The organism is Corynebacterium testudinoris (assembly GCF_001021045.1).
GTDB lineage: Bacteria > Actinomycetota > Actinomycetes > Mycobacteriales > Mycobacteriaceae > Corynebacterium > Corynebacterium testudinoris.
Genome location: NZ_CP011545.1, coordinates 473137 through 492128, shown reverse-complemented (window position 1 = coordinate 492128; position 18992 = coordinate 473137). Strand labels below are relative to the sequence as shown.

Below are 18992 nucleotides of genomic sequence, written 5' to 3'. Positions count from 1 at the left end.
AGGTGCTGCCGGGCTTGAGCGTGTTGCCTTAGTGGTGGTGGTGACCCGCGTGGGCCTCCGCCTCCTCCGCAGGCTTGTTCACCACGGAGGCCTCAGTCGTGAGGACCATCCGGGCCACGGAAGCCGCGTTCACAACAGCCGAGTGGGTGACCTTCACCGGGTCGATGATGCCCTGCTCGATGAGGTTGCCGTATTCCAGGGTGGCGGCGTTGAAGCCTTCCCCGTTCGGCAGCTCTGCAATCTTGGACACGACTACTGCGCCGTCGACGCCAGCGTTGGCGGCGATCCAGTAGGCGGGGCGGGTCAGTGCTCGGGCGACCGACAGGATGCCGGTGCGGGCCTCACCCTCGAACTCCTCGGCGTAGGACTTGAGCTCCTGGGCAATCTGCACGAGCGCCGAGCCACCGCCGGCGATGACGCCTTCCTGCACGGCTGCGCGGGCAGCGTTGATGGCGTCCTCGACGCGGAGCTTACGCTCGTTGACCTCGGTCTCGGTGGGGGCGCCGACGCGGATGACGGCGATACCGCCGGACATCTTGGCCAGGCGTTCCTCCGACTTCTCGCGGTCCCAGGTGGAGTCGGTGGAGGCGATTTCGCGGCGGATCTGCTCGCGGCGGGCTTCCACCTCCTCGGCGGTGCCAGCGCCGTCGACGATGACGGTCTCGTCCTTGGTCACGGTCACGCGGCGGGCGCTACCGAAGACCTCGGCCCCAGCTTCGCTGAGGGTGACACCGACCTCGGGGTCGATGACGGTGGCGTTGGTCACCACTGCGAGGTCGTCCATGAATGCTTTACGACGCTCGCCGAAGTACGGGGACTTCACCGCCACAGCCTTGATGGTCTTCCGGATGGAGTTGACCACCAGGGCCTGCAGGGGCTCGCCTTCGATGTCCTCGGCCACGATGAGGACCGACTTGTTCGACTCGACGACCTTCTCCAGCAGGGGAAGGAAGTCGGGCAGGGAGGAAATCTTGTTGCGCACGAGCAGCACCAGGGGATCATCCAGCACGGCCTGCTGGGTGTCCATGTCGGTGATGAAGTACGGGGACAGGAATCCCTTGTCGAAGGTGATGCCCTCGGTCACATCGAGAGAAGACTCGATGGACTGGGACTCCTCCACGGTGAGGACGCCGTCTTTGCCGACCTTGTCCATCGCGCCAGCGACCATCTCGCCGACGAGGGGGTCGCGGGACGAGACGGTAGCAACGTTGGCGATCTCCGTGGAGGAGACGACCTCGGTGGCGCGGTCCTTGAGCAGTTCGACGGTCTTCTCCGCTGCGGCAGCGATACCGCGGTTGAGTTCGACGGGGTTGGCACCGGCGGCGATGTTGCGCAGGCCTTCAGCGATGAGGGCCTGAGCGAGCAGCGTTGCGGTGGTGGTGCCGTCGCCGGCGGAGTCGTTGGTCTGGATGGCGACGGACTTGACCAGCTGAGCGCCGAGGTTCTCGAAGGGATCCTCAACGTCGATCTCGCGGGCAATGGTGACGCCGTCGTTGGTGACCAACGGGCCGCCGAAGGCCTTGTCGAGGACAACGTTGCGTCCGCGCGGGCCGAGGGTGACCTTCACGGCGTCCGCGAGCGTATCCACGCCGCGCTGGATGCCCTGGCGGGCCTCCTGATTGAAAGCAATGAGCTTTGCCATATCGCGGTCTACTTCTCGACGATCGCGAGCAGGTCACGAGCGGACAGCAGCAGGAACTCTTCGCCGCCGTACTTCAGCTCGGTTCCGCCGTACTTGGAGAAGATGACGGTGTCACCCTCCTTGACGTCGACGGCGATGCGAGCACCCTTCTCATCCGTGCGACCCGGGCCGACGGCGATGACGGTGGCCTCTTGCGGCTTCTCCTTGGCGGAGTCCGGAAGGACGAGGCCGGAAGCGGTGGTGGTCTCGGCTTCGACGATCTGGACCAGGACCTTGTCTTCGAGCGGCTTGATGTTGACGTTTGCCACGATGATTCCTCCGTGTAGTGAAGTGAGTTGTATGTGCCGGTTGTGGTACGCAGCACAGCCGTCGTCGCGGGTGAACAACTGTGGGTCAAGACAACCTGACTGGCACTCTACCCTCGCGAGTGCCAGCCTTCAACAATCAGTCGTTGATATTGAGCTCACCGAGGTTGAGCACGGCTGCCCGCCACAGGGCGTACTCCTCGGGATTGTCATCGCGATAGTTCTTTACCGCCCGGATACCGTCTTTGACGCGGCGGATCTCCTCCAACCCAATATCGTCCCCTTCGGCGGCGACAAAGATGACGGTCCCGGAAATAGCGCGGGTGGGATCGGCGAGGAAGGAACCTGCACCGGTGGCGGCGGCCTGCCGCCCGAGGGAGGCCACCGGGTTCGGCTCTGCCCCGTTGGCCTTGGCGTCCGGGTTAAACAATGCGGCGTAGTCGGAGCCGTCCTCCTGGAAGGACACGGCGACACGGTCCTCATTGACCCCGCCGAGGAACTGGGCGGCCTGGTCGAGGTCGAATGTCACGGAGTTGTGGGTGAGGTCGGGGCGGACGAGAAAGCCGGTGATCATGGTGGGAAGGCTCCTAAGTTATGGGGCAGGGTCTCCTCCAGAAGTAGTCTCAGCACTGGCCCAACGCCCGCCGAAATCCAAGTGTTCACCTGCTGGTTAGGCGGCTGTCACTTCGTCGGGGACCTGGGAGAGCGTCAGGGTCGAAGTCGTCTCGCCGGTGAGCAGGTCAACGACGAAGAGTTCCTTGGTAGACGGGTCCGTGACGTAGGCGGTCTCCCCGTCGATGAGGAGGGTGGGGCGCGGGTCTTGCCACTCGAGGGATTCTTCCCATTCACCCAGTACCGGGATGGTGCGGGTAACGGTGCCGGCGGCGGCATCGAGGACGTGGAGGGAGCCGTCCGTGCCCAGCACGACGGGGGTGCCCGATTCGCTCATGCCGAGGGAGCGGAAGGTGTAGCTGGTGCCCAGGTCGACGAGCTTGAGGTCGCCGGTGGCGGTGTCAATGAGCGTGACGCGCGTGGGGCGCTCCAGGTCGGCGTCCTTGTCCACCTTGTAATCGCCCAGCACGATCGGGGAGCTGGGCACGCTGGCCTGGTTGCCAATCCGCCCGTAGGCATCCGGGGCGGCCACCTTGGTCGTCGCGCCGTTGTTCCAGATCAACGCGCCGTCGGTGCAGCCGAAGAGGACCGCATTGTGTGCTTCGGCGGCGCCGTGGGTGCCCGGACACTCGGGGAATGCCTGCAGTTGAGTGCCGTCCACGTCGACCACGGCAATGCCGGTGCGGGTCTTGCCGTCATCGCCGACGGTGGTGACCAGGTAGTCGTGGCCGGAGGGCACGGCGATGCCGTGGTGGGGCGTGAGGGTGAAGGTGCTGGTGGTGGGAAGCTCCGCTGCGGCGGTGTCGAGGGTGGTGACCTCGCCGGTGCCGTCGTCGAAAAGCACAACATGTCCTTCGCCGGCAACGACGTGACCGGGCTTGGAGGCCGTGATGAGGCGGTCGGTGAGGACGGGGTCTCCGGCGTAGTGGTGGGCGTGGTCATCGTGGGGCTCGGTCCAGGCTCCCAGGTCGAGGGCCCGGAAGCCTTCGCTGGTGGAGACGAACACGTGGCGGTCATCGCCGGCGGGGTTGAGGCGCAGGTAGCCGTCGGCCTCGATGGTGGCAAGCTCGCGGGGCTGCGTCCCCGGGGTGACGTCGACGACGGTGACGCCGCCATCGTGGGAGATGGCCAGGCGCTGCTGGGCAACGCGGACCTCGACGGGTTCTTTGGCAGCTGTTGCTACGGAGGGAGCCTCGGAGGTCGTCGGAGTTGATTGGCCCGAGGTGCATCCCACGAGGAGGGCGGACAGCGTCAGGGTGGCGGCCGGGAACAGGAGGCGGCGTCGCGCGCGCACGTTAGTCATGCACTGAGACTAAACCCTATTGCAACTAGTTTTCATAACCAACACCCCCAACGAGGGGAATGCTCACCTCCAGGGAAGGGTCGGTGCCCACCGTCCACTCGCTGGCATCCGCGCCCTCGTGGATCAGCTGCGCAGCCAACGCGGCGATCATGACCCCGTTGTCGGTGCACAGGGACAAGCGCGGCACGCGTAACTCGATCCCGGCGTCCGCGCACCGCTGCGCCGCCAGCTCCCGCAGCCGAGAGTTCGCCGCCACTCCCCCGCCCAGCAACAACACCCGAGCGCCAACATCCTGGCAGGCGCGCACCGCCTTGACGGTGAGTACGTCCACCACGGCCTCCTGGAAGGATGCGCAGACATCCTCGACGGAAATGACCCGGCCCTCCCGCTCAGCGGCCTCCACGTAGCGGGCCACGGCAGTTTTCAGCCCGGAGAAGGAGAAATCATAACGAGAATCCGACTTCTTCATCAGCCCGCGCGGGAAAGCAATGGCGTCGCCTTTGCCCTGGGCCGCCAGGCGATCGATGACGGGGCCACCGGGATAGCCCAGCCCGAGGAGGCGGGCGACCTTGTCGTAGGCCTCCCCCGCGGCATCGTCAAGCGTCGACCCCAGTTCGCGCATCGGCTTGCCCACCGCATCCACCTCCAGCAGCTGCGTGTGCCCCCCGGAGACGAGCAACGCCACCGAATGCGGCAGCACCTCGCCCTCCAGGTTGGCCACGGCGACGTGCCCGCCGAGGTGGTTGACGGCATAGAAGGGAACTCCCCAGGCAGCGGCGTAGGCCTTCGCCGCGGAGGCCCCCACGAGCAGAGCACCGGCGAGACCCGGACCCACCGTCGCGGCCACAGCATCGGGCTTACTCACGCCCGCCTCCGCCAGGGCCGCCCGCATGACCGGGCCCATTTCTTCCAAGTGCGCACGGGAGGCTATCTCGGGGACCACGCCACCGAACCGGGCATGCTGCTGCATCGACGAGGCCACCGAATCGGCGAGAATGCGCAGCGTGCCATCCTCAGCCAGGTCGACGATGCCCACTCCGGTCTCGTCACAACTGCTTTCCACTCCGAGGACGATCATCGGCGGCGGCTCCTTGAGTTTCTTAACATCGTGTAGGCATCGGCGCCCGAGGGTTGGTAGTAGTGGTGGCGGATGCCCTGCCGGGTGAAGTCATAGGCTTCATACAGGGCGATGGCGGGTTCGTTGTCCACCCTGACCTCGAGGAAGACGCGGCCATCGTGGTAGTCGGCGACGGACATCAACTCATCCATGAGCATCCGTGCTAGGCCCTGGCGCTGCCGGGCCGGGTCGACGCCGATGGTGTGAATCTCGAACTCAGGGTCATCGGCCGGTCCCAGCCGGGCCATTCCGGCGTAAGCCCACAGGCCAGCCTCGTCGCCGGCCCCCAGGTACAGGGTGTGGGGCGCGGCGATTTCACTGACAAAGGCGTGTGCTGGCCAGGGGTTATCTTCCGGGAAGAGGATTTCTTCGAGCTCGGCGCAGCGGGGTGCGTCGGCTGCGTCCAGCAGTCGCAGTTTCACAACTCGACCTGGGGAATTGCCGGGGATTGCGGACGCGGCTTCGGTTCTTTCGCGTCCGGTCGCCGCAGGTACAGCGGCACCAATGGTGCCGGGGCAGCAGTCAGATCGGCCACTGCGACCAGCGAGGTCGCGTCGGGCACGAGGTCATGCTTATCGACGTCCACGTCAACCGCCGCGGACAGCGCAGCTGGCACCGACATCACGTCCACCTCATGCGGCAAGACGAGCTGGGCAGGAGCCACCACATCGGGGCCGTGAGTGCGCCGGCCCTGGTCATAGGTGGCCCAGTAGATCTCCCGGCGCCGGGCATCAGTGACCACCAAGGAACGACCCGAGGGCAGACGCTGGGCAATGGCATCGAGAGAGCACACACCATGAACGGGGATGCCCAAAGCATCGCCGAAGGCCTGCGCGGAGGCCATGCCGACGCGCAGGCCGGTGAACGGGCCCGGACCACAGCCAACGACGATGGCATCGATGTCGGCGAAGGCCACGCCGGCGTCGATAAGCAATTCTTGAACAGTCGGCGTCAATTGCTCATTGTGGGCCCGGGTGCCCGGAAGGGTGCGGTCGACGGTGTCACCGGTTGTGGTGTTGACCAGACCCGTGACCAGGTCCGGTGTGGAGGTATCGATCGCAAGTACAAGCACAGGGTCTAACCTAGCAGCGTCCACACGCCCTCTTGGCTCGTCATCAGCGGCAGAAGGGACTCAGCGGCGAAGGTCGGCTGGGTGCGGATGGCGCACAGGTCCACCTCGTTGCGGCTCATCTGATCAAAAACGACCTCGCCCTCCCGGGTGCCCAGCATGAGGTAGTTGGTGTCCTCGGCCACGCCGTTGGGGCCGAGATTGAGCTCGGAAGCATCGACGCCGTACATCTGCATGAGGCCGTCCTCGGTGGAATACGGGCACACGACGGCGGCGACGACGTACTCCTCGCCGTAGAGGTCAGCCGGGGACAAACCCACCACGCTCAGGCCTTCCGCATCAGCGTTGGCCACCGCCTTCTCCAGGGCACCGGAAGTAGAAAACTGCGACTCCGCCTTGGCCGGGGCCGAGGCGATAGCGAAGGCGAGGAAACCGATCCACGCGACGAGGATGACGGTGATCAGATACAGACCAGTTTTGGGCAGGCGCATGATAGCTACTCTCCTAGGTGGGGCATGTGAGACGTTTCCTAGGCTACCCGCCACCTACAGCAACAGAAGCAGCAGCACCTGGCTGGCAATGATCTTTCCCACCATCGCCGTGGGATACACAGTGGCGTACCCGCGGGTTGCCAGCTCCGTTCCAGTCTGCCCGTTGAGGTAGGAGATGATCGCCGGGTTCGTCGTCGCACCGGCGGCCACGCCCATCGACTCATCCCACGTCAGGCGCAGCACGAGCATGCAGATGACGGCGCACAGCAGGGCGGAGATGAGCGTGATGGCAAAGCCAGCCGCCATGTAGTTGAGGGAGGCCGGGTCAGTGAGAGCCTTTTTAAAGCCCGCGCCCGCCGTCGTGCCCACACCCGCGAGGAAGAGCGCCAAGCCGAGGGTGCTCACCGTGTTGCTGGCGTGGTACGGCATGGTCCAGGTAATCGGGCCCGTGCGATGCAACGCACCAAGGATGAGACCGGCGACGATGGGGCCGCCACCGAAACCGAGGGTGAGCACGGAATCACCCGGCAACGGAATGGGGATCGACCCGATCAACAACCCCAGCAGCAACCCAAGGGCGAAGGGCAACAGGTCCGGGGCGGCGAGAGAGCGCTCCGAATCGCCGAGGTAGTTGCGGACCTCATTCATCCGGTTGGGCGGGGCCACGACGCGGACGCGGTCGGAATAGTTGAGCACATCATCTGCGCCAGGCACAACATCGGAGTCACCACGGCGGATGCGCGCGATGTGGAAACCGGCGTCGACGGTATTGAGCTCGGAGAGCTTACGGCCGACGATCCGCGGGTTCGACACCGTCAAACGACGGTAGACCAAGTCGGTGTCCTCGATGCGGACATCGACGGCCTCTCCGAGGGCGCTTTGAGCCTGGGCGATGGCTTCCTCGGTGCCGTTGATGACCAGCACCATGCCCTCGAACAGCTCATCCGTGGGCGAGGCGAGCGAATGATCATGCTCCCCGTGCACGATGCGCGTGGCAATGATGTCCGCACCGGCGAGGACCGGCAGCTGCGCGACGGTACCGCTGACACCCGGGCCGATGCGCACGCCCTGCCAATCCAGCGGCGCGATGATGAGACCCTCCTTGCGGGCCTCCTCGATGTGATCGACCTTGAGCACCTTCGCCCCGATCGCCGCCACCAAAATGGTGCCCAGCACCGCACCCGGGTACGCCAGCGAATAGCCAATGACCGGCTCGCCCGCGGCAGAAGGATCAATGTCCTCGAGCATGCCGACGATCGCAGCCATACCCGGCGTCGAGGTCAACGCTCCGGTGAACATACCCGCACCCGTGGTCGCCTTGAGGCCCAAAATCTTGATGAGGCCATAGGCGACAGCGACGAGCGACGTCAGCAGCACGATCATGAACACCGTCAGCCGCCAGCCGCGCGTGCGGAACTCGGCGAAGAATTGTACACCGGCGGTCAGGCCGATGGCGTAGACGAACATGGCCAGGCCCAGCTGGAAGACCAGGGGCGGGATCTGGATATTGGGGTCGATCGTCGAGAGGGCCAACGCGACGAACAGCACGGCAGCTGCTCCCAGCGAGAGGCCAAAAACGCGGACCTTTCCCAAGGCCAATCCCAACGCCAAGATGGCGACGAGGGCTATGAGGGGGTTAGCTGCAAGAAAACTGAGCACAATGCTGTCCCATTCTGTGTATGCAGTGTGACTTCTTCCTTGCCATTGAACTCCGATCCGGGCGAGTTCAGCAAGTACCTGAGACCTACACCCACCTCCAGCTGATGAGGCGCGCCTCTGATTCCGGGTCGCGCCGGACAGCAGTCTCGCGGTCGATGGTGATGTGGAGGTAAGAATCAGCGATCTGCTCCACCAGCCCCCCGCCCCACTCGGCGACGACGACCGCGTCCTCCAGATCGGTGTCCAGGTCCAGCGAGTCCAGCTCCCCGGTGCCGTCCTCGCCGAGGAGCCGGTACGCATCGACGTGGATGAGGGTGGGGCCGCCCACGGTCGAACGGTGCTCGCGGGCGATGACAAACGTCGGGGAGGTCACCCGGCCCTTCACCTGCAGGCCGCGCGCCAGGCCCTGAGTGAAAGTCGTCTTTCCGGCCCCCAGGGGTCCGTCGAGGATGACCACGTCGCCGGCGTGGAGGGTCCGGCCCAGGTCTTCGGCGAACGCCTGGGTGTCAGCGGCCGTGGCCAATTCGATGGTGCCTTCGCGGGGGAAGCTCACAGCTCAATACCGCCTTCGTAGACCCGGGTGGTGCGCCCGGTGGGCCGGCACACGATCTCGTAGTTGATGGTGTCGGTCGCGGCGGCCAGCTCGGTGGCGCTCATCCCGCCCTCGCCGAAAATCACTGCTTCGTCCCCGGCCTGAACCCCGAACTCGTTGGGGCCCAGGTGGACGACGATCTGGTCCATGCACACTCGACCCACCTGCGGGTAGAGCTTGCCGCCGATACCCACCTGCAGGGTCCCCTGCCAGGCGCGGGGCAGCCCGTCGGCGTAGCCCGCGGGAACCAGCGCCAGCCACCCTGCGTCCTCCGCGGTCCAGGTGTGGCCGTAGCTTACGGATTCCCCCGGTCGGATGGGCTTGACCGTGATTACCTCCGCCGACCACGTCATCGCCGGCTGGAGGTCATGGCTGAGCCCGTCGATGGGCTCCAGCCCGTAAAGCGCGACACCCACCCGCACCTGCTCATGGTGAAAATCCGGACGCGTCAGCGTCCCCGGCGAGTTGCACAAGTGATTGATCGGCAGGTCCAGCCCGAGGGAGCGTCCCAGCTCGATGGCGCGTACCAAGGCCGCCCCCTGGGCATCGTTGGCCGGGTTGAAGGGCTCGTCCCCGCACGCCAGGTGGGAAAACACTCCCGTGACGTCGAGGTGCTCGGCCTCGCGCAGCAGGGTGAACACCTCCTCCCAGTCCGCCTCATCCACCCCGGAACGATGGAGCCCGGTATCCACCTTGATGGCCACCCGCGCGGGAATCGCGGCCTCGACCAGGGCGCGGGCGTGCCGCAGGGAAGGCACCCCCAGCTCAATGGAGAGGGCGAGTGCCTCGGTGATGTCCTCGTCCGGGGACCAGATCCACGCCAAAATCGGCGTATCGATGCCCCCCTCCCGCAGCGCCACCGCTTCCGCCAGGGTGGCCACGCCGAAGGCTTCCGCCCCGTTCGCGCCCATCACCTTCGCTGCTTCCAGCGCGCCATGCCCGTAGCCATCGGCCTTCACCACGGCCATGAGGCGCACCTGTTCCCCAATGAGGGTCTTGATGGTGCGCGTGTTGTGGGCGATGGCGTCCAGATCAATGCGGGTGCTCAAAAGATCCATGGGTGACATTGTGCCACTGCTATCCGGCGGGCTCCGCCCCGACTAACGCCCTCGTGAGCAACTCGGTGAGGTTGTCGGCCGTCACCGGGCGCGGATTGGACGCCGGGACGGCGTCCAATGCCTGGCGGACGACCTCGGGGATACCGGCGGCGGTGAAGCCGACGTCGCGCAGGGCCCGCGGGGCGTCGATACGCTTTCTTAACTCTTGCAGGCCCGCGAGGCCACCGAAGGCCACCCCGAGGCGTTCTGCGGCGGCCGGTTCGTTGAAGGCCACGACGTAGGGCAAGACGATCGCGTGCGTGGGGGCGTGCGGCAGGTTGAAGGTACCGCCGAGGATGTGGCAGATCTTGTGATGCATTCCCGCCCCCGCCGAGGCAAACGCCACTGCGGCGAGGTAGGCGCCGTAGAGCAACTGATCACGCCCACCCAGGTCAACCGGGTTGTCATGGACTCGGGGCAGTCCGGTGGTTAAGGCCCGCGCCCCCTCCGTAGCGAGGGCCGCGTTGATCGGATCAGCACGAGGAGCCCACAGCGAGTCGACACAATGGGCCAGCGCATTAAGCCCCGAGGCCACCGACAGATCCACGGGCAGGGAAACCGTCAGCGTGGAATCGTAGATCACGGCCGTGGGCAGCACCCGCGGGTCCTGGCCCGTGGTTTTGCGGCCCTGCTCCGTCATCCCCCACACATCCGTCGCCTCAGAACCAGCGTAGGTGGTGGGCACGGCGATGAGCTCGATCCCCGTGCTCAGCGCTACGGCCTTCGCCGTTCCCACCGCCGAGCCGCCCCCGACCGCCACCAGCAGGTCAATGTCGTGCTGCTTTGCGACGCCCCGGGCACGGTCCGCCACCTCCACCGGCACGTGCATGGCCACATCCTCGTGCCACACCGCGATCTTCAGATCGGCAAAGAGCTCGCGCGCCCGCCGCATCTCGCGGGGGCTGGCCACCACCATCACCTTCCGGCCGTTGATCTCGGCGGCCACGTGCTCGGCCGCCTGATTCGCACCAAACAGCACCCGCTGCCCGAGGGTGTCGTGCCGGAAGGTGAGTGGCGTGGCAGTCATGGCGGGTTACTCCACCGTCACCGACTTGGCCAGGTTGCGCGGTTTATCAATGTCATCGTTACCGCAGGCCCGGGCGATATCCGCCGCCAGGTACTGCAACGGGATCGTGGCCAGCAGCGGCTGCATGATCGACGCGGACTCCGGGATGGTGATGAGCCAGTTGGCATAGGGCTCGACCGAGGTATCGCCCTCTTCGGCGATGACGATCGTCTTGGCGCCACGCGCCCGGATCTCCTGGATATTGGAGACGATCTTCGAATGCAGCAGCTTGACGCCCCGCGGGGACGGCACAACGACAACGACCGGCAGGTCATCCTCGATGAGCGCAATGGGGCCGTGCTTGAGCTCGCCCGCCGGGAAGCCCTCGGCGTGAATGTAGGCCAGCTCCTTGAGCTTGAGCGCACCCTCCAAGGCCACGGGGTAGCCGACGTTTCGGCCCAGGAAGAGCATGGTGCGGACCTGGCCAAGCGCATCCGAGATCTCCCGGATCGTGTCGCGGCAACCCAGCACCTCCTCCACCTTGCCCGGGATCTCCTCCAGCGCCTCCCAGATCTCCACGATCTCATCCGGGTACTTAGTGCCCTTGGCCTGCGCCAATGCCAGACCAACAATGTAGTTGGCGGCGACCTGCGCCAGGAACGCCTTCGTGGACGCCACACCGATTTCCGGCCCGGCATGGGTGTACAGCACCGCGTCAGACTCGCGCGGGATCTGCGAACCGTTGGTGTTGCACACCGCCAGGACCTTCGCGCCTTGGGTCTTCGCATGCCGCACGGCTTCCAAGGTGTCGGCGGTCTCGCCGGACTGGGAAATAGCGAGGACCAAGGTCCGCTCATCGAGGACCGGGTCCCGGTAACGGAACTCAGAAGCCACCTCGATCTGCACGGGCACGCGCACCCAGTGCTCAATGGCGTACTTGGCCAGCAATCCGGAGTGATACGCCGAACCACAGGCGACGACGAAGACCTGGTTGATGGACTTCAAATCGTTCTCGGAGATATTGGACTCATCCAACACGACCCGGCCATCCTGGAAGTGGCCCGCGAGGGTATCGCGGACGGCGGCGGGCTGCTCGTGGATCTCCTTCATCATGAAGGAATCAAAGCCACCCTTCTCAGCCGCAGCCAGGTCCCAGTCGATGGTGAAGGGCTTACCCTCGGCGGCGGAACCATCGAAGTTGAGCACCTCGTAGCCATCGGCGGTGATGATGACCACGTTGTCCTGATCCAATTCCACGGCATTCTTGGTGAACTCGATGAACGCCGCGACGTCCGAGCCGAGGAACATTTCATTCTCGCCCACGCCCACAATGAGCGGGGTGGAACGGCGAGCAGCGATAATCTCGTCCGGGTGATCGGCATGCATGAACAGCAAGGTAAAGGCACCCTCGAGGCGAGCCAGCACGGCCAGGGCCGACGCCCGGAAATCTCCCGCGGTCTCCCCCTCGTTGTAGGCGCGCGCCAGAAGATGCGCCGCTACCTCGGAGTCCGTCTCCGACTTCAGTTCAATGCCCGCGGCCTCCAGCTCTGCGCGCAGCGGCGCAAAGTTCTCGATGATGCCGTTGTGAACAATCGCGACCCGACCGTCATAGGACATATGGGGATGAGCATTGGCATCGGTGGGCCGGCCGTGCGTGGCCCAGCGAGTATGGCCAATAGCGGTGGTGCCCTCGAGGTTGTCCGCCCCGACTTCCGAGATCTTGTCTTCCAAATTGGCGAGCTTCCCCGCCCGCTTGACCATATTGATGACCTGGTCGCCGTCAGCGTCAACTCCCGCGACAGCAATGCCCGAGGAGTCGTACCCGCGGTATTCCATACGGCGCAGTGCTTCCAGCGCCAGGTTTAGTCCTTGTCGGTGACCGACATATCCAACAATTCCACACATGACGATGACTGTAGCGGAGATGGTCAAACCGGCGGAGTTTTGCGGTCCCACCGGTGATCTTCCACTATCGTGGTGGTCGTGTCTGCGAATCTGAAAAAGCACCTGGCCCAACTATCCAAGCGGGGCCCGCATCGCGTGCTCGTCGGTGACCTCAACTACGCCGGCCTGCCGGGTAAGGTCTATACCCCGGCGGAAGGTAAAGGTGTTCCGGCGATCGCTTTTGGCCACGACTGGACCAAGTCGGTGAAGAACTACCACGCCACCCTGCGCCACCTAGCCAGCTGGGGAATCGTCGTCACCGCCCCCGATACCGAGCGGGGGATCGCCCCTGATCATCGCGGCTTCTCCGCAGACTTGGAAACCTGCCTCCAGATCGCGGCTGGCGTGAAGCTCGGCCACGGCAAGGTCACCGTCTCCCCCGGCAAGCTCGGCGTCGCCGGGCACGGCATGGGAGCAGGCGCTGCGGTCCTCATGGCCGCCAATAATCCGACCGTCAAGGCCGTCGGTGCGCTCTACCCGGCCGTGACCACGCCCTCCTCGACGGAGGCCGCCCGCTACGTTCAGGCCCCCGGCCTGGTCATCGGCTCGGGCCGCAATGAGCTTTTCGACGCCGGTAATCCCCCCAAGGTCGCCCTCAACTGGGGCGGACCCGTCGCCTACCGCGAGATCACCAACGGCAATCAGGCCGGCTTCACCGAAGACGCCCTCTTCCAATTCAGCTTCGGCTTGGGCCTGCCGCAGTACTCCGCGCAGGACACGGCCCGCGGTCTGCTCACCGGCTTCCTCTTGCACGAGCTCGGCGGCGAGAAGAAGTACTCCGACTTTGCCGCCCCTCTTGCGGAGGCCAAGCACGTGCAGTCCTTCGATGGCGAGGAGCTCGCCGACAAGGCTGCGCTGTAGCGCACCGTTGTCAGCGCGCTAGTTCTTTCGCAGCACCCCCTGGACCCGGCCCCGAGCGGCTGGCTTTCGGGGGGTGTTGTGGTAGTTGGTGGCCGCTGGCTTTGGCGCCTCCACCGACTTTTCCACCCGTTTTTGTGCCTGCGCGAGAGCTTTTTCGAACTCCACCATCCGCTGTGCGGTGCGCTCCCGGAACTGACGCGAAAACTCTTCAAAGTCCATTACCACTGCCCTGCCTTTCTAGCCCCGCCCGCGACTGGTTCCTCTACCTGGATATTTTGCTTCGGCGGCGGTGGTGGTTCGGGGACTGCTGCGAGATCCGTCGGCAGGTTCTGTTTCGGCGGCGGCGGTGGTTCGGGCGCAGGTTCGGGTTCGGGCTCGGGTTCCGGCTCAGGGACAGCGGGCGGCTCGGGAAGAACGGGCTCCTGGAGGCAGTCGATGATCGCTTCCAGGCACAGCGCCAGAATGCCGATCCCGATCAGGCCAAGGATGCCCGTGAAATCGTCGCCGTTGTCCTCCTCTTCCGGCGGCTCGCACTCCTGGGTTTCGGCCGGAGGGCATTCCTCAACCGACTGAGGTGCCGTCGGTGGCGGCTCGATCGGGGGCACGGTGGGCGGTGCTGGTGGTGGTGTCTCCGGGGGAAGGTTAGGTGGAGTGGGCGGTGGCGGCGGGGTGGATTCCGTTGGCGGTGCCACCGACTGCGGTTGCGTTGGTGTCTCCGGTGCAGGCGGCGGTGCAGTTGGCGGAGCAGCGGCAGGCGGAGCGCTACTCGTCCCTCCCCCTCCTCCCCCACCGGACGACGGCGCTGGTGCAGTGGATACGTCGTCGCAGGTGGCCACATCCCTGTGGGCTGGCCCGCTGGCGGGCTTGTCGCAGACAGGCTCGCAGCGGGCTAGGAACTCATCGAAACACTGACATACCGCCTTGTCACGGTCGCGGCATTGCTCGAGGACGGTGGCCCCCGCGGCGTCGATAAGCTCTGAACCAGCGGAGACGCATTCGGAGAACTCCCGCGGGTAGGTGGAAGGGTCGATGCGGGAGAGAAACGAGCTCAACTGGGTGATCACGGCGGTCAGGGCACTGAGGATCTCCGAGACGCTCAAGTCCGACGTCGTCTGAATATCGGTGAGGGCATCGCTGGCCTGCTCCGCCGAGTCGCTCAACTCTGATGATTGTTGGCGGTTGCTCCACCATTCCTCGATCTTGTCGCCGAGCTTGTTGGCAATCGCACCCGCCGCGACCTGGAATAGCAGCTTTGCAATCTCGGGGAGGATCCCCAGCCGCATCGTCGAAGCATCACTACTTCCCACCGCCTGGCGCGTATGCCCCAGCAAGGCTGAGGGATCCAACCCCTCCGTGGCGGCGAGGGCCTCATTGAGCACCTCCTCCCCGATCCGTGGGCCCGCGTAGAGCCCGCGCGAGGACTGCTGCAGCTGCCGCACTGCGGCACCGTAGCCGCTCGCCCTCATTCCGTCGCCTCCAGCTGCGCGCCACCGAGCTTGTCCACGCCGCCGTACACCTGCACCTGCGCCACGCCCGCGTCGGCGGTAGCCCGAACAGCATCGATCCGCAGTGTTCCCGCGTTGTGCACCCGCTGCAACATGTGGGCAATTGCCTGCCCCCGGTCGGCGAAATCGCGACCAGCGGCAGCGATGGGGAAGGACGGCGATGTGGCGACGTGCCTGCGGTGCTGATCCTCCCCGTCTGCCTGCAGCCGGGCTAACACGGCCAACGCCTCGTGCAGGTCGAGATGTATCCCCGACATGATGAAACCCCCTCGTAGCATTCCTCAACTGATCCTCATCAGTATTGGACTGCCCGAGGGGGCCAAAGGTTCCCGCCCGCTTTAAACTGATGCCACCACGGCAGCCAAACGGCCTGCGACCCGGCGGGCCTGCTCGCTGCCGCCTGCCTCCACCATGACGCGGAACAGCGCCTCGGTGCCCGAGGGCCGCAGGAGAACTCGGCCGGACTCGCCCAGCTCTTCCTCGGCAACAGCAATGGCCGCGAGGACATCGGGGTGATCGGCGACAACGGACTTATCCGCGACAGGTACGTTGATGAGCACCTGCGGCAGGACCTTCATCACCGACGCCAACTCGCCAAGAGTGCTGCCCGTCTCCGCCATGCGGGCCATGAGCTTGAGACCGGTGAGGGTGCCATCGCCAGTGGTGCAATGATCCGGCAACACGATGTGGCCGGACTGCTCGCCGCCGAGGCTGTAGCCGCCGCGATTGAGCTCCTCCAGCACGTAGCGGTCACCGACCTGGGTCTCCAGCATCGGGATGCCCTGCTCCTTCATCGCGATCTTGAGCCCCAGGTTGCTCATGACGGTGGCCACGAGGGTGTTCTTGCGCAGTTCCGACTTTTCCTTCATACCGACCGCGAGAATCGCCATGATTTGATCGCCATCAACCACGTTGCCCTCCGCGTCAACCGCGAGACAACGATCAGCGTCACCGTCGTGGGCCAAGCCCAGGTGGGCTCCGTGCTCCAGGACAGCCTTCTGGGTCTGGTCGATGTGCGTCGAACCGGCATTGTCATTGATGTTGTACGCATTGGGCCGATTGTGGATGGCAATGACCTCAGCGCCCGCCGCCGCATACGCCAGCGGAGCAACCTCGGATGCAGCACCGTTGGCGCAGTCCACGACGACCTTGATGCCCGTCAGATCAGTCTCGGCCGAATCCCGCAGGTGCGCCAGGTAGCGATCTTGCGCATCCGGCGACTCCTCGATGACGCGGCCCACGCCCGTCCCGGTGGGCCCGGTCTCGGGGAGGTTCTCCATCATCGCCTCAATCTCGTCCTCGACGGAATCGGGCAACTTCTTGCCACCAGCGGAGAAGAACTTGATGCCGTTATCGGGCATCGGATTATGGGACGCCGAGATCATGACGCCGAGATCCGCACCGTAATCATCCGTGAGGAAAGCGACACCCGGGGTCGGGATCACACCAACGCGCAGCACATCCACGCCACACGATGCCAAGCCAGCCGAAAGAGCCGCGGCCAACATTTCGCCAGAGACGCGCGGGTCACGGCCCACAACAGCGATGGGCCGCAAGTCGCTGGACTTGCGGTCCGAGGTCAGGACGCGGGCAGCTGCCGCCCCCAACTTCAATGCCATCGTGACCGTGAGTTCCTTGTTCGCGAGACCGCGAACGCCATCAGTGCCGAAAAGTCTTGTCATGTCGTCCATTATGCACGCCCACCCTAACGGCGAACGCCGTCCCTTCCGCAAGAAGCGGTAGGGACGGCGTTGGCAGGCAACCAGCGAAATTAACGCTTGGAGTACTGCGGGGCACGACGTGCCTTGTGCAGACCAGCCTTCTTGCGCTCGACTGCACGAGCATCACGGGTGAGGTAACCGGCCTTCTTCAGGGCGGCACGATCAGCCGGGCTGTACAGGTTGAGGGCGCGGGCGATGGCCAGGCGCAGAGCGCCGGACTGGCCGGTCGGGCCGCCACCGGAGATGTTGGCCTTGATGTCGAACTGGCCCTCGCGCTCGAGGAGGGTCAGCGGACCAAGGATGTCCTGCTGGTGCAGCTTGTTCGGGAAGTACTCGTCCAGAGCACGGCCGTTGCAGGTGATCTCGCCGGTGCCGGCGACAACGCGGACGCGGGCAATGGCGCGCTTACGGCGACCAACGGTCTGGATCGGGCCTTCGAGAACGACCTCGGTGACAACCTCGGTCTCGTCGACGTCAGCCTCGGGGGCGACGGCGTCGGCGATGGTGTAGTTGAATTCCTCGGTGGCAGCGGTGGCGGCGTCGATGTCGCCGGCCTCAACCACGTTCAGGTCCTCGTTCTGATTCTGGTCGGTCACTGTGCCACCTGCTTGATTTCGTAGGACTCGGGCTTCTGGCCGGCGTAGGGGTGCTCGGAGCCGGTGAAAACGTGGAGCTTCTTAGCGGAGGAGCGGGAAAGCTTGTTGTGCGGCATCATGCCGACGATTGCTTCCTCAACCACGCGGTCCGGACGGGTGTCCAGAGCCTTACCCAGGGTCATGGACTTCAGTCCACCCGGGTAGCCGGAGTGGCGGTAACGCATCTCGCGCTCACGCTTGTTGGAGGAGATGTGAACCTTGTCGGCGTTGATGATGATGACGTGGTCACCGCAGTCAACGTTCGGTGCGAACTGGGGCTTACCCTTGCCGCGCAGCAGGTCTGCCACGTGGGAAGCAAGTCGACCCAGCACCACGTCGGTGGCGTCGATGACGTACCACTTACGGGTAATGTCACCGCTCTTCGGGTGGAAAGTAGACAAAATGACTCCTTGAAAGTCTGTCTGGGGCTGCCGGCCAGGTGCTGTGCGCGGGGATGAAGCCGCGGCGGCCGGTGGAGACCCGCGGAATGATCTGCTGCCCTGACTAGCTAGTCGAGGCAGCGCACACAGGGAATTAACTCTAGGCCACCGAGGGGTGGAACGCCAAAACGCCCACCGTGGGTGAACCCCAGGTGGGCGGCTGGACGATGGTGAGACAGAGAAAGTGCGGAGCAGTCAGCCCAACTGCTCCGGGCGCTGGATCCTTGATGCGTCTGCCGGGATGGGTAGATCCAGCGTTTCTTGGTTATCCCCAGCTAGCGGCGGCCCGGCGGTTGACGTCACTCATCCGCTCATTGCCCTGGGAAACGGTGCGGGAAATGGTGGCGAGGATGGTGTTGAGCTCCGCAGCTGACCGGTCCCAGCGGGCCTGAGCTTCCGCGTAAGCGGCAGCCGACTCGCCCTCCCAGGTCGCAGCCATCGGCTGGATCTGAGACTTGAGGTCATCGAGCAGCCCATTGATTCGGCCGGAGGTGGCATTAATGTCGCCGGCAGCGGCATCGATGGCACCGAACTGATACTTAATTGCGTCCATGATCTGTGTGCTCCTTCTAACCTAGAGAGCCAAGCCCTGACCGCCAACGTTGCTGAACGCCTGCGCGTTATCAGCTTCGGTGGAGTCAAAGGACTGGGCGTTGTGGCGGATGTTGTCTGAAATGCTGGTCAGTGCCTCACGCAGCTCACGGGCGGAGTTGTTCCACCGCTGCATCAACGAGTCAAAGCTGACCTGTGCGGAGCCGGCCCAGCTGCCGCGGATGCCATCCACGACACCCTGCAGGCGGCCTAGTTCTCCCTGTACCTCATTGTTGGTGCTGTCGACCCGGCCGGCGGTTGCCAGCATTACGTCGGATTCTGTCCTGAACATGCTGCTCATAGTGTGGTTCGCCCCTCCTCGAACGTGGGTTAATTCTTGAGTTATGGCGCCAGGCTGATCCCGGCGCTCCCCCGAAAGGCCCTCATGCGTTCCTTTCACTT

Annotated in this window: 22 protein-coding genes; 1 reads left to right on the top strand and 21 read right to left on the bottom strand. The window is 65.0% G+C overall.

Features of this window, described 5'->3' with window-relative positions:
* Nucleotides 1–28: 28 nt before the first annotated feature.
* The 13 genes from groL to glmS all read right to left on the bottom strand — a co-directional run bounded on the left by groL (nucleotide 29) and on the right by glmS (nucleotide 12798).
* Nucleotides 29–1642, bottom strand: coding sequence for a chaperonin GroEL (gene groL, locus CTEST_RS02425; RefSeq protein WP_047252381.1), 1614 nt, complete (start codon nucleotides 1640–1642; stop codon nucleotides 29–31).
* 8 nt (nucleotides 1643–1650) lie between these two features.
* Nucleotides 1651–1950 carry a co-chaperone GroES gene (gene groES / locus CTEST_RS02420; protein WP_047252380.1) on the bottom strand — a complete coding sequence of 100 codons (300 nt, stop codon included), beginning with the start codon at nucleotides 1948–1950 and terminating at the stop codon, nucleotides 1651–1653.
* Between the two features lie 136 nt (nucleotides 1951–2086).
* Nucleotides 2087–2521: a hypothetical protein gene (locus CTEST_RS02415; protein WP_047252379.1), complete on the bottom strand. Its 435-nt coding sequence runs from the start codon at nucleotides 2519–2521 to the stop codon at nucleotides 2087–2089.
* Nucleotides 2522–2617: 96 nt separating this feature from the next.
* Nucleotides 2618–3862 carry a hypothetical protein gene (locus tag CTEST_RS02410; protein ID WP_047252378.1) on the bottom strand — a complete coding sequence of 415 codons (1245 nt, stop codon included), beginning with the start codon at nucleotides 3860–3862 and terminating at the stop codon, nucleotides 2618–2620.
* A gap of 25 nt (nucleotides 3863–3887) precedes the next feature.
* Nucleotides 3888–4940 (bottom strand): tRNA (adenosine(37)-N6)-threonylcarbamoyltransferase complex transferase subunit TsaD, encoded by a 1053-nt coding sequence (gene tsaD / locus CTEST_RS02405; protein ID WP_047252377.1) that lies wholly within the window; start codon nucleotides 4938–4940, stop codon nucleotides 3888–3890.
* Nucleotides 4937–5401, bottom strand: a complete 465-nt coding sequence (gene rimI / locus CTEST_RS02400) for a ribosomal protein S18-alanine N-acetyltransferase (protein WP_047252376.1) — start codon at nucleotides 5399–5401, stop codon at nucleotides 4937–4939. The genes tsaD and rimI overlap by 4 nt, the downstream gene beginning before the upstream one ends.
* On the bottom strand, nucleotides 5398–6051 hold the full coding sequence (gene tsaB, locus CTEST_RS02395; RefSeq protein ID WP_047252375.1) for a tRNA (adenosine(37)-N6)-threonylcarbamoyltransferase complex dimerization subunit type 1 TsaB: 654 nt from the start codon (nucleotides 6049–6051) through the stop codon (nucleotides 5398–5400). Before tsaB ends, rimI begins: the two co-directional genes overlap by 4 nt.
* A 5-nt stretch (nucleotides 6052–6056) precedes the next feature.
* Complete coding sequence (locus tag CTEST_RS02390; RefSeq protein ID WP_047252374.1) at nucleotides 6057–6539, bottom strand: hypothetical protein; 483 nt, start codon at nucleotides 6537–6539, stop codon at nucleotides 6057–6059.
* A gap of 54 nt (nucleotides 6540–6593) precedes the next feature.
* Nucleotides 6594–8198, bottom strand: coding sequence for an aspartate:alanine exchanger family transporter (locus tag CTEST_RS02385; protein ID WP_047252373.1), 1605 nt, complete (start codon nucleotides 8196–8198; stop codon nucleotides 6594–6596).
* Nucleotides 8199–8283: 85 nt separating this feature from the next.
* The gene (gene tsaE / locus CTEST_RS02380; protein WP_047252372.1) at nucleotides 8284–8751 is read right to left on the bottom strand and encodes a tRNA (adenosine(37)-N6)-threonylcarbamoyltransferase complex ATPase subunit type 1 TsaE; all 468 of its coding nucleotides are present in this window, start codon (nucleotides 8749–8751) and stop codon (nucleotides 8284–8286) included.
* Nucleotides 8748–9848, bottom strand: coding sequence for an alanine racemase (gene alr / locus CTEST_RS02375; RefSeq protein ID WP_047252371.1), 1101 nt, complete (start codon nucleotides 9846–9848; stop codon nucleotides 8748–8750). The genes tsaE and alr overlap by 4 nt, the downstream gene beginning before the upstream one ends.
* Before the next feature lie 19 nt (nucleotides 9849–9867).
* Entirely contained in the window at nucleotides 9868–10914 is a 1047-nt protein-coding gene (locus tag CTEST_RS02370) for a maleylacetate reductase (protein ID WP_047252370.1), read from the bottom strand.
* Nucleotides 10915–10920: 6 nt separating this feature from the next.
* Nucleotides 10921–12798, bottom strand: coding sequence for a glutamine--fructose-6-phosphate transaminase (isomerizing) (gene glmS / locus CTEST_RS02365; RefSeq protein ID WP_083985659.1), 1878 nt, complete (start codon nucleotides 12796–12798; stop codon nucleotides 10921–10923).
* 78 nt (nucleotides 12799–12876) lie between these two features.
* Here glmS and CTEST_RS02360 point away from each other — a divergent pair, with 78 nt between their 5' ends.
* Nucleotides 12877–13698: a poly(ethylene terephthalate) hydrolase family protein gene (locus tag CTEST_RS02360; RefSeq protein ID WP_047254166.1), complete on the top strand. Its 822-nt coding sequence runs from the start codon at nucleotides 12877–12879 to the stop codon at nucleotides 13696–13698.
* Nucleotides 13699–13716: 18 nt separating this feature from the next.
* Here the strand turns inward: CTEST_RS02360 and CTEST_RS02355 are convergent, their stop codons facing one another.
* The 8 genes from CTEST_RS02355 to CTEST_RS02320 form a co-directional block, all read right to left on the bottom strand.
* Entirely contained in the window at nucleotides 13717–13917 is a 201-nt protein-coding gene (locus CTEST_RS02355; RefSeq protein ID WP_047252368.1) for a hypothetical protein, read from the bottom strand.
* Complete coding sequence (locus CTEST_RS02350; RefSeq protein WP_047252367.1) at nucleotides 13917–15164, bottom strand: hypothetical protein; 1248 nt, start codon at nucleotides 15162–15164, stop codon at nucleotides 13917–13919. Before CTEST_RS02350 ends, CTEST_RS02355 begins: the two co-directional genes overlap by 1 nt.
* Nucleotides 15161–15460 (bottom strand): hypothetical protein, encoded by a 300-nt coding sequence (locus CTEST_RS02345; RefSeq protein WP_047254165.1) that lies wholly within the window; start codon nucleotides 15458–15460, stop codon nucleotides 15161–15163. Before CTEST_RS02345 ends, CTEST_RS02350 begins: the two co-directional genes overlap by 4 nt.
* Before the next feature lie 81 nt (nucleotides 15461–15541).
* Nucleotides 15542–16885, bottom strand: a complete 1344-nt coding sequence (glmM, locus tag CTEST_RS02340) for a phosphoglucosamine mutase (RefSeq protein ID WP_047254164.1) — start codon at nucleotides 16883–16885, stop codon at nucleotides 15542–15544.
* Nucleotides 16886–16974: 89 nt separating this feature from the next.
* On the bottom strand, nucleotides 16975–17520 hold the full coding sequence (rpsI, locus tag CTEST_RS02335) for a 30S ribosomal protein S9 (protein WP_047252366.1): 546 nt from the start codon (nucleotides 17518–17520) through the stop codon (nucleotides 16975–16977).
* Nucleotides 17517–17960: a 50S ribosomal protein L13 gene (rplM, locus tag CTEST_RS02330; protein ID WP_047252365.1), complete on the bottom strand. Its 444-nt coding sequence runs from the start codon at nucleotides 17958–17960 to the stop codon at nucleotides 17517–17519. The genes rpsI and rplM overlap by 4 nt, the downstream gene beginning before the upstream one ends.
* Before the next feature lie 304 nt (nucleotides 17961–18264).
* The gene (locus CTEST_RS02325) at nucleotides 18265–18552 is read right to left on the bottom strand and encodes a WXG100 family type VII secretion target (protein WP_047252364.1); all 288 of its coding nucleotides are present in this window, start codon (nucleotides 18550–18552) and stop codon (nucleotides 18265–18267) included.
* Between the two features lie 21 nt (nucleotides 18553–18573).
* Nucleotides 18574–18891 carry a WXG100 family type VII secretion target gene (locus tag CTEST_RS02320; RefSeq protein WP_047252363.1) on the bottom strand — a complete coding sequence of 106 codons (318 nt, stop codon included), beginning with the start codon at nucleotides 18889–18891 and terminating at the stop codon, nucleotides 18574–18576.
* Between the last annotated feature and the right edge of the window lie 101 nt (nucleotides 18892–18992).

What these genes read in the sequence shown, in the direction of transcription:
- groL (WP_047252381.1), bottom strand. Translation starts at nt 1,642, where the DNA reads ATGGCAAAGCTCATTGCTTTCAATCAGGAGGCCCGCCAGGGCATCCAG.
- CTEST_RS02415 (WP_047252379.1), bottom strand. Translation starts at nt 2,521, where the DNA reads ATGATCACCGGCTTTCTCGTCCGCCCCGACCTCACCCACAACTCCGTG.
- CTEST_RS02410 (WP_047252378.1), bottom strand. Translation starts at nt 3,862, where the DNA reads ATGACTAACGTGCGCGCGCGACGCCGCCTCCTGTTCCCGGCCGCCACC.
- tsaD (WP_047252377.1), bottom strand. Translation starts at nt 4,940, where the DNA reads ATGATCGTCCTCGGAGTGGAAAGCAGTTGTGACGAGACCGGAGTGGGC.
- CTEST_RS02390 (WP_047252374.1), bottom strand. Translation starts at nt 6,539, where the DNA reads ATGCGCCTGCCCAAAACTGGTCTGTATCTGATCACCGTCATCCTCGTC.
- alr (WP_047252371.1), bottom strand. Translation starts at nt 9,848, where the DNA reads ATGGATCTTTTGAGCACCCGCATTGATCTGGACGCCATCGCCCACAAC.
- CTEST_RS02370 (WP_047252370.1), bottom strand. Translation starts at nt 10,914, where the DNA reads ATGACTGCCACGCCACTCACCTTCCGGCACGACACCCTCGGGCAGCGG.
- glmS (WP_083985659.1), bottom strand. Translation starts at nt 12,798, where the DNA reads ATGTGTGGAATTGTTGGATATGTCGGTCACCGACAAGGACTAAACCTG.
- CTEST_RS02355 (WP_047252368.1), bottom strand. Translation starts at nt 13,917, where the DNA reads ATGGACTTTGAAGAGTTTTCGCGTCAGTTCCGGGAGCGCACCGCACAG.
- CTEST_RS02350 (WP_047252367.1), bottom strand. Translation starts at nt 15,164, where the DNA reads ATGAGGGCGAGCGGCTACGGTGCCGCAGTGCGGCAGCTGCAGCAGTCC.
- CTEST_RS02345 (WP_047254165.1), bottom strand. Translation starts at nt 15,460, where the DNA reads ATGTCGGGGATACATCTCGACCTGCACGAGGCGTTGGCCGTGTTAGCC.
- glmM (WP_047254164.1), bottom strand. Translation starts at nt 16,885, where the DNA reads ATGACAAGACTTTTCGGCACTGATGGCGTTCGCGGTCTCGCGAACAAG.
- CTEST_RS02325 (WP_047252364.1), bottom strand. Translation starts at nt 18,552, where the DNA reads ATGGACGCAATTAAGTATCAGTTCGGTGCCATCGATGCCGCTGCCGGC.
- CTEST_RS02320 (WP_047252363.1), bottom strand. Translation starts at nt 18,891, where the DNA reads ATGAGCAGCATGTTCAGGACAGAATCCGACGTAATGCTGGCAACCGCC.